The sequence below is a fragment of the Pseudomonas sp. ES1 genome, assembly GCF_050586605.1.
GTDB classification, from domain to species: Bacteria; Pseudomonadota; Gammaproteobacteria; order Pseudomonadales; family Pseudomonadaceae; genus Aquipseudomonas; species Aquipseudomonas sichuanensis.
The window spans coordinates 20,126-36,274 of record NZ_JBOBDM010000039.1 but is presented as its reverse complement, the minus strand read 5'-3'; the positions used below and the strand labels follow the sequence as shown (position 1 = coordinate 36,274).

General features: G+C 66.1%; 12 protein-coding genes, 1 tRNA gene and 1 pseudogene. 6 read left to right on the top strand and 8 right to left on the bottom strand.

The features are described 5' to 3' along the window. Genes ACQ4N9_RS17015 through ACQ4N9_RS17005 form a run of 3 tightly spaced genes read right to left on the bottom strand, consistent with a single transcriptional unit; the run spans window position 1 to window position 1,639 of the window. The gene (locus ACQ4N9_RS17015; RefSeq protein WP_390967545.1) at window positions 1–534 is read right to left on the bottom strand and encodes a Csu type fimbrial protein; all 534 of its coding nucleotides are present in this window, start codon (window positions 532–534) and stop codon (window positions 1–3) included. Between the two features lie 17 nt (window positions 535–551). Next, window positions 552–1,085 (bottom strand): Csu type fimbrial protein, encoded by a 534-nt coding sequence (locus tag ACQ4N9_RS17010; protein ID WP_125466171.1) that lies wholly within the window; start codon window positions 1,083–1,085, stop codon window positions 552–554. A gap of 29 nt (window positions 1,086–1,114) precedes the next feature. Further along, window positions 1,115–1,639 (bottom strand): Csu type fimbrial protein, encoded by a 525-nt coding sequence (locus ACQ4N9_RS17005; RefSeq protein ID WP_390967544.1) that lies wholly within the window; start codon window positions 1,637–1,639, stop codon window positions 1,115–1,117. A gap of 297 nt (window positions 1,640–1,936) precedes the next feature. On the opposite strand from ACQ4N9_RS17005, the gene ACQ4N9_RS17000 reads away from it, so the two are divergent. The 3 genes from ACQ4N9_RS17000 to ACQ4N9_RS16990 are packed head-to-tail and all read left to right on the top strand — an operon-like array spanning window position 1,937 to window position 7,033. Further along, window positions 1,937–4,159, top strand: coding sequence for an ATP-binding protein (locus tag ACQ4N9_RS17000; protein WP_430933341.1), 2,223 nt, complete (start codon window positions 1,937–1,939; stop codon window positions 4,157–4,159). 5 nt (window positions 4,160–4,164) lie between these two features. Next, window positions 4,165–4,614 (top strand): response regulator, encoded by a 450-nt coding sequence (locus ACQ4N9_RS16995; RefSeq protein WP_390967543.1) that lies wholly within the window; start codon window positions 4,165–4,167, stop codon window positions 4,612–4,614. A 10-nt stretch (window positions 4,615–4,624) separates the two neighbouring features. Further along, complete coding sequence (locus tag ACQ4N9_RS16990) at window positions 4,625–7,033, top strand: response regulator (RefSeq protein WP_390967542.1); 2,409 nt, start codon at window positions 4,625–4,627, stop codon at window positions 7,031–7,033. Window positions 7,034–7,068: 35 nt separating this feature from the next. On the opposite strand, the gene ACQ4N9_RS16985 is transcribed toward ACQ4N9_RS16990, so the two are convergent. Next, window positions 7,069–7,143, bottom strand: a tRNA-Gln gene (locus ACQ4N9_RS16985). A 341-nt stretch (window positions 7,144–7,484) separates the two neighbouring features. Between ACQ4N9_RS16985 and zapE the strand changes: the two genes are divergently transcribed. After that, entirely contained in the window at window positions 7,485–8,570 is a 1,086-nt protein-coding gene (zapE, locus tag ACQ4N9_RS16980; RefSeq protein ID WP_390967541.1) for a cell division protein ZapE, read from the top strand. Window positions 8,571–8,656: 86 nt separating this feature from the next. Here zapE and ACQ4N9_RS16975 read toward each other — a convergent pair whose 3' ends face one another. The 3 genes and pseudogenes from ACQ4N9_RS16975 to ACQ4N9_RS16965 form a co-directional block, all read right to left on the bottom strand. Beyond that, window positions 8,657–10,546, bottom strand: coding sequence for a propionyl-CoA synthetase (locus tag ACQ4N9_RS16975; RefSeq protein WP_390967540.1), 1,890 nt, complete (start codon window positions 10,544–10,546; stop codon window positions 8,657–8,659). A gap of 137 nt (window positions 10,547–10,683) precedes the next feature. Continuing rightward, a pseudogene (locus ACQ4N9_RS16970) lies at window positions 10,684–12,093 on the bottom strand (amino acid permease). Window positions 12,094–12,232: 139 nt separating this feature from the next. Next, entirely contained in the window at window positions 12,233–13,267 is a 1,035-nt protein-coding gene (locus ACQ4N9_RS16965) for a histone deacetylase family protein (RefSeq protein WP_390967538.1), read from the bottom strand. A gap of 121 nt (window positions 13,268–13,388) precedes the next feature. On the opposite strand from ACQ4N9_RS16965, the gene ACQ4N9_RS16960 reads away from it, so the two are divergent. Then, on the top strand, window positions 13,389–13,880 hold the full coding sequence (locus ACQ4N9_RS16960) for an Lrp/AsnC family transcriptional regulator (protein ID WP_125858146.1): 492 nt from the start codon (window positions 13,389–13,391) through the stop codon (window positions 13,878–13,880). 81 nt (window positions 13,881–13,961) lie between these two features. Further along, complete coding sequence (locus ACQ4N9_RS16955) at window positions 13,962–14,828, top strand: LysR family transcriptional regulator (protein WP_390967537.1); 867 nt, start codon at window positions 13,962–13,964, stop codon at window positions 14,826–14,828. Here ACQ4N9_RS16955 and ACQ4N9_RS16950 read toward each other — a convergent pair. Next, window positions 14,802–15,959 (bottom strand): HPP family protein, encoded by a 1,158-nt coding sequence (locus ACQ4N9_RS16950; protein ID WP_390967536.1) that lies wholly within the window; start codon window positions 15,957–15,959, stop codon window positions 14,802–14,804. The genes ACQ4N9_RS16955 and ACQ4N9_RS16950 overlap by 27 nt on opposite strands. Between the last annotated feature and the right edge of the window lie 190 nt (window positions 15,960–16,149).

Sequence of the window (16,149 nt, the reverse complement as noted above, 5' to 3'; positions counted from 1 at the left end):
TCAGAAGCTCAGCTCGACCGCCACCGTGTCGGTGTACACCCCGGCCGGCAGGCCCGCCTTGCCGCGCGCCTGGCCATACAGGTTGACGGTCTGCGCCACGCCGGTGCTGGTCGGCAGGGTGATGGTGCCGTCGATGGCCAGCGGGGTGGTGTGCCCGGCGTCGGTGTAGAAGTCATAGGGCACGAAGTTGCCGGAGCCATCGGCAAGCGCGCGGGTACCGCCGGCTGACTGCCCGTCATGGGAGCCGCCGCGCACCTTGATCACCGGTATGGTGCCCGAAGAGCAGAGGATGCTCATGGCGCCACCGCCGCCACCGAGCACTTGCCCGTTGGCCGCGGTGAACAGCGAATCCTGGGTGCCAAAATTGAGGTTGCCGAAGTTCAGCCCCGAAGTGCCGCCAGTGCCGTTGACCTGGCAGGCGGCGGTCAGCGTCAGGGTCGAGTTGATGGTGCCGGTAACCGTGGCCGCCTGGGCCTGGGCTGTCAGCGCCAGGCCAAGGCCGACGAGGATGCAGCGGGTCATGTGCTTGGGCATGAGGGTCTCCTTGCGTGTTACCAGTCCAGTGTCACCCTGAGGGTGTCGCGATACAGCCCGGCAGGCAGCGCGCGCGGTTGCGCGACCACCACGCCGTAGATAGGCACGGGCACCTGCTGCGTGCCGCTGATGGTGAAGGTACGGGCCTGGCCGACCACATAGCGGCCGTTGCCGCTTGGGTCGACCGCCAGTTGGTAGGGGATCAGTTCACGGCCATTGCTCAGCCGGCGCACGCCGTCGCTGCCATTGAGCCCGCCATTGATCCGCACGCTGAAGGCACGCACCTGCGGCGAGCAACTGATCTGCAGGCTGCCCTCGCCGCCCGCCTCGTCCACCCGGCTGGTCAGCGCCTGGTCCCAGGTCGGGCCGCGGGCGCCGAAGTCGATCAGCCCGGGGTTGCCCAGCGACGCCGGCTGCTGGCCGCTGTCGATCTGGCAGGCCGCACTGATCACCAGGCGAGCCTGGATGAAGCCGGTGCTGGTGCCATGGGCGGCGCCACTGGGCAGCAACAGCGGGCCGAGGGTGAGCAGCAGTAGCGAAGTGCGTTGCAGCGCGTCCTTGTGCATGGTGGCGTGGCTCCTCACCAGGTGACCGTGACTTTGAGCAGGTCGGCGTACAGGCCTGCGCGCGGCACCCAGGCCAGGGTGTCGATCCGCGCAAACAGCGGCAGCTCCACCGAACCGCTGCCCGGCACCCGCGCCGACTGCGCCACCCCCACCTCAAGCGGCTCGCGCCAGGCGGCGTCGCGGAACAGGCGATAAGGGATCGGCTTGGCCTGGCGGTCGTCGCTGGCCAGGTAGCGCAGCGCACCGGTGCCGCCATGCTGGCCGCCATCGACGCGCACTTGATAGGGGGTATCGGGGTTGCACTCCAGGCGCGGCGGGCGCTGGCTGAACAATGCGCCGCTCAAGGGCGCGCCCGGCCCGTCCAGCCGGGCTGCGCTGCCCAGGTCGATCACCCCGAGGGCCTGGGCACCTGCCTCGCGCTGCTGGCCGACCAGCATGCAGCCGCGTTGCACGCGCACCTGCACGTCAACGAGAAACTCTGCAGCCACGGCACTGCCGCTCAACCACAGGCCCAACAGCGCGGCCATCAAGCGTTGCATCAGCGGTCGATCCTTGTCTGGAAGGGTTGAGCTTGAGCGTAGCAGCGCGATCGGATCCGAACAGCCGTGGGATCCCCCTCTTTGGCATTAATGAAAATGGCTGACAAGGTGCGGGAAACACGTAACAACCGCTGCGGAATTTCATCTCGACCTCCGGGATGTGTCGGTACATCCCACATCCCAAAACACCTTGTTCCGACAAAAACATCCAGCCTTCTGTTAACGTCATGCCTCATGCATGGAAGGAACCTGCAGGAGATAACTTTGAGCACTACCGCTAATCCGCTCGACCAAGCCATGGAGCGTTGCGCCGAGGAACCGATCCAGGTGCCTGGCTGCATCCAGCCCCAAGGCTTCCTGCTGGTTCTGGACGAGCATGACCTGCGCATCCTGCAGGCCAGCGAAAACATCGACCAATGGCTGGGCATGCCAGCCAGCGCGCTGCTTGGCCAGGCCCTGCCCGCGCTGCTCGACAGGACCTACGACCTGCGTGGCCAGCTTGGCCGCCTGCCCGTCGACGAGGTCTTCCCCTTTCATATCGGTGATGTGCGCCTGCACGAGAAAGCGCCTTGCCAGGCCACGCTACGGATGCTCGCCCACCGCCACGACCAGGTGCTCATCCTCGAATTCGAAACCTGTCGTGAAACGGACGCCCAGCAAGGCGACTACTACCCGCTGGTACGCGCCTTCATCAGCGCCCTGCACCAGGTCGCCAGCATCGAAGAACTGCTGCAGCGATCGGTGCGGCAAATCAAGCGCATCACCGGCTTTGGCCGGGTCAAAGCTTACAGTTTCGATGCCCAGGGCACCGGCACGGTACTCGCCGAGCACGCCGACCCCGGCTATCCCCTTTTTCTGGGCCATTGCTTCCCTGCATCGGATATTCCGCGCCAGGCCCGTGAGCTGTACCGCATCAACCGCATCCGGGTGATCGAGGACGCCGACTACCAGCCCTCCCCGCTGCTGCCTGCCACCAACCCGCGCACCGGCAAGGCCCTGGACATGACCTTCGCGGCGTTGCGCAGCGTCTCCCCGGTGCACCTGCAGTACATGCGCAACATGGGCACCCAGGCCTCGATGTCGCTGTCGATCGTGGTCGATGACCAGCTCTGGGGCCTGATCTCGTGCCATCACGACCAACCCCGCGCAGTCGGCTTCCAGACCCGCACCGCCTGCGAACTGATCGCCAATGTGCTGTCGCTGCAGATCGAAGCCCACGAGAAGCACGCCAGCACGCGCCGACGGCTCGACCTGCGCCAGCACATCGTGCGCATGCTCGCGTCGATGGCCGACCACGACAGCGTCAGCGCAGGCTTGTTGGCCCTGCCCGAGGTGATGCTGCAGTTTGCCGGGGCCTCGGGCGCGGCGATCATCAGCGCCGAGCGCTGCGAACTGATTGGCAAGACCCCACCGGCGGCGCAGGTCAATGCCCTGGTGCGCTGGCTGGCCGAGCGTGACGACGAGACGCTGTTCCACACCGACAACGTACGCCGCGACGTCGAGGGGCTGCCAGAGCTGGCCGAGCATGCCGCCGGCGTGCTGGCGGTGGCCATCTCGCAGCTGCACTCGCACTACCTGCTGTGGTTCCGCGCCGAACAGGCACACACGCTGAACTGGGCCGGGCGCCCGGATAAACAGCCAGGCCCGCTGGGCAACCTCAACCCGCGGCACAGTTTCGACTGCTGGCAGGAGGAGGTCCGTGGTTTCAGTGCCGCCTGGGACCCGCTGACCATCGAAGGCGTGACCGAACTGCGCGGCGCGGTGCTGGGCATTGTCCTGCGCAAGGCCGAAGAGCTGGCGCAACTGGCGGTCGAGCTGAAGCGTTCGAACCAGGAACTCGAGGCGTTCTCCTCCAGCGTGTCCCATGACTTGCGCGCACCGCTGCGCCATATCGCCGGCTACAGCGAGTTGCTGGGCGAGATCGAAGGCGCGCAGTTGACCGAACGTGGCAAGCGCTTCCTCGGCCACATCGAGGAAGCCGCGCAATTTGCCGGCACCCTGGTCGACAACCTGCTCAACTTCTCGCAGATGGGCCGCTCGGCGCTGCGTCTATGCGATGTCGATTTGAATGCGCTGGTCGAGGTGATCCGCACGGAGTTGGCACCGGACTACGCCGGGCGGACGATCAGCTGGGCGGGGGCGCCACTGCCCAGGGTGATCGCCGACCCGGCGTTCATCAACATGGTCCTGCACAACCTGATCGCCAACGCCATCAAGTACAGCCGTGGCCGCAAATCCGCCCATATCGAGATCGGCGCCGTGCGCCACCGCCACGAAACCGAGGTGTACGTGCGCGATAACGGGGTGGGATTCGACATGGCCTACGTCGACAAGCTGTTCGGCGTGTTCCAGCGCCTGCACCGCATGGAGGAGTTCGAAGGCACCGGTATCGGCCTGGCCAGCGTGCGGCGGATCATCGAGCGCCACGATGGCCGGGTGTGGGCCAACGGCCAGCCCGATCAGGGTGCCAGCTTCCACTTCACCCTCCCCCACCAACCGACGACTGCCTCAGGTCGCTGACGATCATGCTCAAGCCCATCCTGCTGGTCGAAGACAACCCCAGGGACCTAGAGCTGACCCAACTGGCACTGGAACGTAGCCAGCTGGCCAACGAGGTGATCGTGCTGCGCGACGGTGCCGATGCCCTAGACTACCTGTTGCGGCGCAACACTTACGCCGGGCGTGCCGAGGGGAATCCGGCCGCGATGCTGCTAGACCTCAAATTGCCCAAGGTCGATGGCCTGGAGGTTCTGGCGCAGGTACGCGCCCACCCGCAGTTGCGCAGTATTGCGATCATCATGCTGACGTCGTCCCAGGAGCAGCCCGATCTGCAGCGCGCCCATGCACTGGGCGTCAGCGCTTATCTGGTCAAGCCCGTGGAGTTCAAAGGCTTCGTCAGCGCCATCGCGGGCCTCAAGGGGTTCTGGGCACTGCTCGACGAACCCGTGCCCGGCGCGAAGCACCTGAACCACTGAGGCCCGCACGATGCAGCAAACACCGTTGAAACTGCTGATGGTCGAAGACAGCAGCATGGATGCCGAGCTGATCCTGTTGCGCCTGGAGCGCAGCGGGCTGCAGGTGCAGCCACAGCGGGTGTTCGAGCATGTTGGGGCCGAGCAGGCCCTGCGTGAGGGCCACTTCGACCTGATCCTCTGCGACTGCGTGCTGCCGAGTTCGTCCGGCGCCGACGTTTTGGCCACAGCCCAACGCCTGGCACCTGACGTACCGTTCATCTTCCTCTCTGGTATCTACGGCGAAGAACACGCGGTAGAGATGATCCGCCTGGGTGCCACCGACTATGTGCTGAAGAAGAACCTGACATTGCTGCCCAAGGCCGTGCGTCGGGCTTTGGGCGAAGTGCAGGAGCGTCAGCGCCGGCGCCACGCCGAACAAGCCCTGGCGGATGTCGAGGCGCGCGCGCGCATCGCCATCGATGCCGCGGGCATGGGTACCTGGGACTATCACCCGCAGGATGGCCTGATGCGCTGGGATGAACGCTGCAAGATGCTGTTCGGCCTGCCGCTCGACACCACAATGAGCCTCGACCTGTTCTATGCCGGCATTTACCCCGATGACCTGCCACGGGTGCGTGAGGCGGTCGAGCAAGCCATGCACCCGGACAGGGATGGCAGTTACCGGGTGGAGTTCCGCGTTGCCCAGGCCGGCGATCTGGAGCCACGCTGGCTGCTGTCCAGCGGCCAAACCCAGTTCAGCGAGGGCCGCTGCGTACGATTTACCGGGGTGCTGCAGGACATCCACAGCCAGCGCCAGGCCACCCGTGCCCTGGAGCAACTCAATGAAATGCTCGGTGAGCGCGTCGAGCGCCGCACCCGCGAACGCGACCGCGCCTGGGAGCTGTCCCAGGACTTGCTGGCGGTACTGAACAAGGACCTCACCCCCGTGGCGCTGAACCCAGCCTGGGAGGCCTGCCTGGGCTTCAGCCGTGAACGCCTGGGGCAGATCTCGCTGCTGCAGCTGCTGCACGAGGATGATCAGGACGCCTTGCTCACGCAGCTCGCCACCTTGTCGCTCGGCCACAGCAGCGCACGCTTCATCGGCCGCATCCTCCACGCCAGCGGCCAGCAGCGCTGGCTGTCCTGGGTGGTGGTGGCGGACGACACGCTGCTGCACGTGGTAGCCCGCGACATCAGCAGCGAGCGCGAAGCCACCCTGGACCTGGCCAAGGCCAACGAACGCCTGCGCGAACAGATCGCCGAGCGTGAGCGCGTCGAAGCCGCGCTGCAACAGATGCAACGGCTGGAAGCGGTTGGCCAGCTCACCGCCGGGGTGGCCCACGACTTCAACAACCTGCTGACGGTGATTCTCACGGGCGCCAGTTTCCTCCAGAGCGAGCTGGACAACGGCCGGCTGGACAAGGCCGGCAAGCGCCTGCAGAACATTCGCGAGGCCGGCGAGCGCGGCGCCAAGCTGACTGCGCAATTGCTGGCCTTCTCGCGCAAGCAGCGCCTGGAGCCTGTGCCGCTGAACCTCAACCGGACCCTGTCCGGGCTGGAGGAGTTGCTGCGGCGCACCCTGGGCGGCAGCGTCTCGGTACGCCTGGAGCTGGACACCCAGCTGTGGCAAGCGCTCACCGACCCGACCCAGACCGAGATGACCATCCTCAACCTGGCGATCAACGCCCGCGATGCCATGCCCGGCGGCGGCCAACTGACCCTGGCCACCCGCAACACCCGTATCAGCGCCCCGCCGCGCAACCCGCAAGACCCGGAACCCGGTGAGTACGTGATGCTGAGCATTCGCGACACCGGTTGCGGCATGAGCGAAGAAGTCGCGGCCAAGGTGTTCGAGCCATTCTTCACCACCAAGGGCGTCGGCAAGGGGTCGGGGCTGGGCCTGGCCCAGGTATTTGGCTTCGCCAAGCAATCCGGTGGCGGCGTGAGCCTGCAGAGCACACCCGGGCGCGGCACCCAGGTCAGCGTGTACCTGCCCGCCGTCCGGGCACAGGCCAGCGCCACGCCGCCGGCTCCGTCCAGGGTCTGCAGCCAGCTGGCCGATGGTGGCAACCGCCACATCCTGCTGGTGGATGACGACCACCTGGTACGTGAACTGATCGGCGACCTGTTGCGTCGCCTGGGCTACCAGGTACGCGAGGCGCACAGCGGCGAACAGGCCCTGGCCCAGCTCGACGAGCGCACCGACCTGCTGCTTACCGACTTCGCCATGCCCGAATTCAATGGCGCGCAACTGGCCCTGGCGGCCCGCGAGCATTTCCCGCAACTGCCGGTGGTGTTCCTCACCGGCTACGCCGAGCTGGACAACATGGAGCTGCCGAACAGCCTGTTGATCCAGAAACCGGTGCACGAGCACGTGCTGGCCCTGGCACTGGCCGAGCTGCTGGAAAACCGGGGGACAGAAACGAAAAAATCGCCCTGAGGCGATAGCGAGATACTGCGCAGAGATAGAGAAAATGGCAGGGGCGGCTGGATTCGAACCAACGCATGGCAGGATCAAAACCTGCTGCCTTACCGCTTGGCGACGCCCCTGTATCGGATATGACAAGTGACTGATGCACTGTCGATCTGATCATTCACCGTTCAGCTTGTTGCTGCTCGGGAATGGCCGGCACTTTACCAGCGTTGTTTGCAGGTGGGAAGCTTTTTTTTCAAAAAAAACGCTGGAAAACAGCAGGTTAGTAAAAATCGACCGTTTTGCCTGGCCCATCCACCGCAGGTTGTGGGAGCACTGTCCTCTTGTAGGAGCGGCCCTTTCGCGGCACAAGGCCGCTCCTACAGGCCGTTCAGAGGGCTTGCCGGGTACATTCCCTATTGGTCAAAATCCCCGTCGCGCGCTGCGCCCTGCCCTTTCCCTGCCTAGGAGCATGCCGTTGTCCACCTGGATTCCAGCCCCCCTGCGCCAACTCAACCAACGCCTGCGCGGCCCTGCGCCACAGGCCGGCGCGCTGATGGCGCATTTCCGGGACAAGGCCAGCGAACGCGGCTACACCCTGAGCGACGGCCAGTGCCGGGTGATCGAAGCCATGGCCGCGCAGTTGGCGGCCCAGGGCGACGGGCAGCCACGCAGCCTGTACCTGCACGGCTCGGTTGGCCGCGGCAAGAGCTGGCTGCTCGACAATTTCTTCGCGGCGGCGCCGGTGACGCAGAAGCGTCGCCTGCACTTTCACGACTTCTTCGCCCGCCTGCACCAGGGCATGCACCGCCACCGGGCACTGGACGATGCCATGGGGGCGACCCTCGACGAATTGCTGGGTGACGTGCAGGTACTGTGCTTCGATGAATTCCACGTGCACGACATCGGCGACGCCATGCTGCTGACCCGGCTGTTCAACGCCCTGTTCGAACGCGGCATCTTCCTGCTGGTGACCTCCAACTACGCGCCCGAGGGGCTGCTGCCCAACCCGCTCTACCACGAACGCTTCCTGCCGGTGATCCGCCTGATCAATGGCCGCATGCAGGTGCTGGAAGTGGGCGGCGATACCGATTTTCGCAGCCTGCCGGCCAACCGCGAGCACCAGTGCTTCACCCAGGGGCGTTACGTCTGGCCGGGGAATGCGGCGCAGCGCCAGGGCCTTGACCTGCCAACCCGGCAGCCGACCACGCTGCAGGTCAACAACCGGCCATTGCGCGCCCTGGCGGTGGATGGCCGGCGGGTAATGTTCAGCTTCAACGGGTTGTGCGAACAGCCCACCGCAGTGATCGACTACCTGGCGCTGGCCGAGCAGTACGATCAATGGATCATCGACGGGCTGGACGACCTGGCCGAATGTTCGCTGGCGGCGCAGCAACGCTTCGTCAACCTGGTGGATGTGCTGTATGACCAGGACCGCCAGCTGACGGTGATCGGCCAGCGGGCCCTGCAGGAAAGCCTGGGCGGGGCGATTGCCGACCTGATGCGTACCCGCAGCCGGCTGGGGCAGCTGCATCAGGTGGGGCCGCCAGACAGCACATCCTGAAACGGCGTCATCGCTGGCAAGCCAGCTCCCACAAAAATCAGGCAATTGCAGTCCACAGTGTGGGAGCCGGCTTGCCGGCGATGGCGTCACCCTGCCCTTGGCAAATCCGCCAACACCCCCTCGATCTCCCCCAGCACCGCCGGATCATCCAGGGTCGAAGGCGGCACATAGTCCTGCCCATCGGCAATCTTGCGCAGCACTGCACGCAGAATCTTGCCCGAGCGGGTCTTGGGCAGGCGCTTGACCAGGCGCACCCGGTTGAAGCAGGCCAGCGCACCGATATGCTCGCGCACACTGGCCACCAGCTCGCCCTGCAACTGCAGCTCGCCGATGCCCTGCCCGTCCTTGAGCACCACCAGCGCCAGCGGCACCTGGCCCTTGATCTCGTCGTGCACACCGATCACGGCACATTCGGCCACCGCCGGGTGGCGGGCCACCAGGTCCTCCATCTCGCCGGTCGACAGGCGATGGCCCGAGACGTTAATCACATCGTCGGTGCGGCCCATGATGTAGACGAAACCGTCGTCATCCAGGTAGCCACCGTCACCGGTGTGGTAATACCCCGGATAGTTGTGCAGATAGGCCTGCAAATAGCGCTCGTGGTCGCCCCACAGCGTCTGGCTGCAGCCAGGCGGCAATGGCAAGGCGATAACGATGGCGCCCTGCTGGTTCGGCCCCAGTAGCTTGCCGTCGTCGTCCAGCACCTGCACGTGGTAACCCGGCACCGCGCGGTTGCTCGAGCCTGGCCGGGCCGCACTGCCCTCGAGGCCCACGCAGGGGGCGGTGACCGGCCAACCGGTCTCGGTCTGCCACCAGTGGTCGTGCACCGGTTTGCCACTGACCCGCTCCAGCCATTCATGGGTACTGGAATCGAGCTTTTCGCCCGCCAGGAACAGTTGCCGCAACGAGCCCAGGTCGTGACGGCGGATCAGCTCGCCTTCCGGATCCTCCTTGCGAATCGCGCGCATCGCAGTTGGTGCGCAGAACAGCGCGTTGACCTTGTATTGCTCGACGATGCGCCAGTATGCCGAGGCATCGGGCGTGCGGATCGGCTTGCCTTCGTAGAACACCGTGGTGCAGCCACTCATCAAGGGCCCATAAACGATCAGCGAATGGCCGACCACCCAACCCACATCGGAAATGCCCCACCACACATCGCCCGCCTGCATGCCATAGATGTGGCGCATGGCGTAGCACAGGGCCACGGCGTTGCCGCCGTTTTCACGGACGATGCCCTTGGGTTTGCCGGTGGTGCCGGAGGTATACATGATGTACAGCGGGTCGCCTGCGTCCAGCTCGACCGGGGCCACCGGCTCTGCGCCGGCCAGCGCTTGCTGCCAGTCCAGGTCGCGCCCCGGCTGCAGCTCGGCACGCGCCTGCTGGCGCTGCAGCACCAGCACCTGCTGCGGCTGGTGGCGGGCCAGTTGCAGGGCACGGTCGACCAGCGGCTTGTATTCGATCACCCGGTCGAACTCCAGCCCGCAGGAAGCGGTGAGCAACAGCACCGGCCGGGCATCATCGATACGCAACGCCAGTTCGTTGGCGGCAAAGCCGCCGAACACCACCGAATGCACCGCGCCAATGCGTGCGCAGGCGAGCATGGCCATGGCCGCCTGCGGCACCATCGGCATGTAGATGATCACCCCGTCGCCCTTGCCCACCCCAAGCGTGCGCAGCAGGCCGGCCAGGCGCGCCACTTCGTCGCGCAGTTGCAGGTAGGTGTAGGTCTGCTGCACGCCGGTCACCGGCGAGTCGTAGATCAGCGCCAACTGCTCGCCCCGGCCCAGCTCGATCTGATGGTCGAGGGCCAGATGGCAGCTGTTCAGGCGGCCGTCGGCGAACCAGCGGTGGGTGCCGTCGGGGTTCTGCTGCAGGGTCAGGGTTGGCTTGCGCTGCCAGGCCAGCTGGTCGGCCTGGGCCTGCCAGAAGGCCGCAGGGTTGGCGATGGAATGGGCGTAACTGTGCTGATAGGTCATTGGTTCGCAACCCGGTACTTGTTGTTATTGAAGGGCGAACCTTGAGTATGGACCGGCGCCACGTGCCCGCCACCGGACTAAAGTCGCAACCCTTATGCAGATTTGCAGCAGGCTGCGCCGGCACGTGGCGCCAGGGTTCAGAGGGTTGACTGGGCGGCTGGCAGGCTTTGCCCGCGTCCGGCCAGGCGCCGGTAGGCGATGGCCAGGCCGGCGAACCACAGCGGCATCGCGTACAGCGCCATGCGGGTGTCCGGCTGCAGTGCCAGCAGCACCAGCACGAACAGCAGGAACGCCAGGCTCAGCCAGGCCATCGGCACCCCGCCGGGCAGGCGGAAGCTGGCCTGGGCGTGGCGCTCGGGGTGACGTCGGCGGTAGCCCAGGTAGGCCACCAGGATGGTCGACCAGGTGTAGATCACCAGCACCGCCGACAGGCTCGACACCAGGGTGAACACCGTCATCACTTCGGGGAAGATGAACAGCAGCAGCACCCCCAGCAGCATCAACAGGCACGAGAAGCCCAGGCTGGCCAGCGGCACGCTGTTGCCCGACAGGCGCCGGAACACACCGGGTGCCTGGCTGCGCTCGGCCAGGCCGAACAGCATGCGGCTGGTGGAGAACACGCCGCTGTTGGCCGACTACGCAGCCGAGGTCAGCACCACGAAGTTGACGATGCCCGCCGCCGCCGGGAAGCCGGCCAGCAGGAACAGCTCGACGAACGGGCTACGGTTGGGCGCGACCTTGGCCCACGAGGTCACGGCAATGATGCAGGCCAGGGCCACCACATAGAACAGGATGATGCGCACCGGGATCGCGTTGATCGCCTTGGGCAGGCTGCGCCGCGGGTCGCGGGTTTCGGCGGCGGTGGTGCCGATCAGCTCGGTGCCGGCGAACGAGAAGATGGCGATCTGGAAGCCCGCGAAGAAACCAGTAAGCCCATGGGGAAACGCCGCTTCCGGCTGCACCAGGTGCGACAGCGAAGCGGTCACCCCGGTGGGCGACACGAACGCCGTGGCAATCAGCACCAGGCTCACGGCGATCAGTGCCAGCACGGCGATGATCTTGATGATCGCGAACCAGAACTCGACCTCGCCGAAGGCTTTCACCGTCAGCACATTGAGGGTGAACAGGGTGACCAGCATCGCCAGCGCCGGCGCCCAGGCCGGCGCCCCGGGGAACCAGTACTGGAAGAAGCCACCGACCACCACCGCATCGCCGACCACTGCCACGCTCCAGCTCAGCCAGTACGACCAGCCGAGGAAAAACGCCGCGCGCGGGCCGATGTAGGCGCCGGCGAAGTCGGCGAACGACTTGAAGTTGAGGTCTGACAGCAATAGCTCGCCCATGGCGCGCATGACGAAGAACAGGAAGAACCCGATGATCATGTAGACCAGCAGGATCGAGGTGCCGGACAAGGCGATGACCTTGCCCGACCCCATGAACAGGCCGGTGCCGATAGCGCCACCGAGGGCGATCAGCTGGATATGGCGGTTGCTCAGGGTGCGTTGCAGGTGGCGGCCGCTTGGGGCTGCCGAAGAATCAGGCTGCATGGGGAAACCTCTGGGTTTGTTGTTGGTGTTTTCGAGGCAGTTTTGAAACTTGTGTGGCGGTGTTGGCCCTATCGCCGGCAAGCCGGCTCCCACAAAAACCTGTGGGAGCTGGCTTGCCAGCGATTGGCCATACACAGCCTTAGCCGCGGGCTTCTTCGAACCCGGTCAGCACGTTCACCGCATTGATGCCGATCTCATCGACCATGTAGCCGCCCTCCATGACGAACAGGGTCGGCACGCCCACGGCGGCGATCATCCGGCCCATGGCCAGGTAGTCCGGGCTGTCGAGCTGGAAGTGGCTGATCGGGTCGTCCTTGAAGGTGTCCACGCCCAGCGATACCACCAGCACCTCGGGCGCATGGCGGCGCAGGCGCGCACAGGCCTGCTCCAGGGCCTGCTGGTAGGCCGCCCAGCGCGTGCCCTTGGGCAGCGGCAGGTTGAGGTTGAAGCCCTCGCCCGCGCCTGCGCCAAGCTCGTCGGCGTAGCCGCTGAAGTAGGGATAGGAGTCCGCCGGCTCGCCGTGCAGCGAGACGAACAGCACGTCCGGGCGGTCGTAGAAGATGGTCTGGGTGCCGTTGCCGTGGTGGAAGTCGACGTCCAGTACCGCCACCTTGGCCGCCCCGCGGGTCAAGGCATGCTCGGCGGCGATGGCGGCGTTGTTCAGGTAGCAGTAACCGCCCATGTACTCGCGGGCGGCGTGATGCCCCGGCGGGCGGCACAGGGCGAAGGCGGCCTGCTGGCCCTGGTCGAGCAGTTCAAGCCCCGTCAGGGCCAGGTCGGCGCTGGTCTTCACCGCCTGCCAGGTGGTGGCGGTGATCGGCGCGCCGGCGTCCATGGCGAAGAACCCGAGCTGGCCATCGATATGCCGAGGCACCCGCTCGCCAGCCAGGTCGCGTACCGGCCACACCAATGGCAACGCGTCGTGGCTGCGGCCCAGGGCGGTCCACTGCTGCCAGGCGGTTTCCAGGAAGTGCACGTAACGCTCGCTGTGGGCCTTGACGTAGCAGGCGCGGCCGAACGCCTGCGGCGAGACGATATCGCCCAGGCCGACCGTGCGCACCCGGTCGTACACGGTGTCGGCGCGGCTGGGTTGTTCGAACGATGGCTTGAGCACGCCATCCTTGAGTTCGGTGCCATGGTGCAGGCGGTGGTTGGCGCTGAAGACGGTCAACATGCTGGCGAAGCCTGTGTGGTGGTTGATTGACCACTAGGCTATTGCGTCATCGCTGGGTGTTCTTTGCTTTATCGACTCGTAATGTTAGCTTTTCGAGTCTGTTATTTCAGGACTGGCACCCATGGCGAAAAAATTATCCAAGCACGTCGCCCTCGACGATACCGACCGCGCCCTGCTCGCCCTGCTGCAGGCCGACGCCAGCCTGTCCAACGCCGAGCTGAGCGAGCGCCTGTCGCTCAGCGTCACGCCCTGCTGGCGCAGGCGCCGACGCCTGGAAGAAGAAGGCGTGATCCGCGACTACCAGGCCAACCTCGACCGCCGCCTGCTGGGCCTGGAGATCCTTGCCTTCGTCCAGGTACGTTTCGCCAGCCACGGCGACAAGGCGCCGGACGACTTCGAGGCGGTGGTGCGCGCGCTGCCCGAGGTGGTCGCCTGCCACAAGATCACCGGTGATGCCGATTACCTGCTGCAAGTGCTGGCCGAGGACCTGGACAGCTACAGTGAATTCATCGAACAGGTGCTGCGCCGGCAGCTGGGGATCGCCTCGATCCAGTCGAGCCTGGCGCTGCGCGAGGTGAAGGCCAGCACGCGGGTGGCGATTCCCGAAGGCTGATGTTACTCGCCGGGCCCTATAACGCCCTATTTCGGTGCAAAGCCTCTAGACTAGGCGCCCTTTCCGCCACAGAGCAGCAACATGGACATCGATCAGGCCCGAACCTTCCTGGAAATCGTGCGTTGCGGCAGCCTGGTCGCCGCCGCCGAGCGCCTGTTCGTGTCGCAGACGGCCATCACCGCGCGGGTGCAACGGCTGGAACGGCAACTGGGCTGCCAGTTGTTCGTGCGCAGCCGCAACGGCGCCAGCCTGACCAGTGATGGTGAGGCCTTCGTCAGCTACGCCAACCAGCTGGTGCAGACCTGGGAAGCCGCGCGCCGCGACCTGCCGCTGCCCCAGGGCTGCCAGCAGGTACTGCATGTGGGCGGCGAGGTGAGCCTGGGCAACCCGATGATGCTCGACTGGGTCAGCGCGCTGCACCGCGAACTGCAAGGCCACGCGATCCGCAGCGAAGTCAGCGACGGTGAGTCGCTGTTGCGCAAGGTGGAGATGGGCCTGCTGGACGCCGCGCTGGTGTACCAGCCGACCTACGGCCCGGGCCTGCAGGTGGAGCAGTTGATGGAGGAGAAGCTGATCCGCATACGCCGGGTGGACCGGCCCGAGCCGTACATCTACATCGACTGGGGCGAGGCCTTCCGCCGCCAGCACGACGCCGCCCTGCCCGAGCTGTCACGCCCGGCGCTGAGCTTCAACCTTGGGCCGCTGGCCCTGCAGTTCATCCTCGACCAGGGCGGCAGCGGCTACTTCCGCACCCGGGTGGTACAGGCCTACCTGCAAAGCGGCGTGTTCGAGCGGGTGCCCGAAGCGCCGGAGTTCACCTACCCGACCTTCCTGGTGTATGCCCGCGAACGCGACAGCGAGGCCCTGCAGCAGTCCTTCGCGGTGTTGCGCCGGCTGGTGGCCGCCGGCGAAAGCGACTGGTCACAGCGCTGGGACCCGGTGGTCTGAGCCCTGGGCGGCCGCCGTCAGCAGGTGCCGCTTGAGGCCGGCGATCAGGTCGGTCTGGGTGATCACCCCCACCAGGCTGTCGCCGTCGAGCACCGGCAGGCAGTGCAGGCCCTGCTCGCTGAGCAGTGGCAACAGGCGCTCCAGCGGGTGCTGGCTGCTCACACTGACCACTCGCCGGCTCATTACCTGCTCCAGGCGCACCGTGTTGCGGCGGAACATGCCACGCCAACTGAAACGCCCGCGCGCCATGGCCGGGCCGACCAGGTCGCTGAGGCTGACGATGCCCACCAGGCGGCCGTTGTCCAGCACCGGCAAGGTTTTCAGGTGATGGCTGGCGAGCATCTTCCAGGCCTGTTCGAGGCTGGTGCGCGGCGTGGCCGACTGCACATCGCGGGACATCACCGAACCTGCGGTGATACCGCCAAGGCTGCGTTGCAACGCATGCTGCTCGGTGGCCAGGATGATCCGCTCCAGCTCGTCGCGGGTCACGTCGACGAACTCGCCGATGTCTTCCAGGGCCTGGTCCAGGTCGTCGGCGTTGATGCCCACCCGCGCGCCGGGCAGCGGGTCATGGGTGTGGTGCAGGTCTTTGCGCGGCGCGGCGCCCTTGGGGTAACGCACGCCGGTGAGGCGGTTGTAGAGCACCGCGACAGCGACCAGGATCAGTGCATTGAGCAGCACCGGCTCGAGCAGGTGGTCGCCCATCGCCACCAGCCCCGGATCGGCCAGCACCGCACTGACCGCCACGCCGCCACCCGGCGGGTGCAGGCAGCGCAGCAGGCACATCACCAGGGTGGCAACCGCCAGCGCGGCTGCCGCCACCCACAGCCCGTCGCCAAAACCGTGGCGCATGGCCAGGCCCACGACGCCGGCCAGCGCGTAGCTGCCCACCACCGGCCACGGCTGGGCCAGCGGCCCGGAATGCACGGCGAACACCAGCACCGCCGAGGCCGCCAATGGGCCGAGCAGGTGCAAGGCAATCGATGGGCCGTAGGCCAGGCTGCACAGGTAACCGGCGAGGAACAGGCCGAGCAGCGCGCCAAGGCCTGCGCGCAGCCATTCTTTGGGGGGGATGTTCAGGGGCGCCGGGAGCAGGCGCTGCAGACGGGTTTCGGGGCGGGGGGCAGGCATCGAAGTAATAGCGTCGTGTTTTTTTGATTTGAAAAGAAAGCCCAGCGCAAACGCACCTGGGCCCGGTATTGCATAGGCAATAACGCAAGGGGCTCCGTCCGTGGAGAGATGGAAACCGGATGGTTTCGTGGGGGGATTGTGCCGGGAGGGCAGGTAGGCCTGCCAATTCAAAAAACTGCGGCTGTACTGC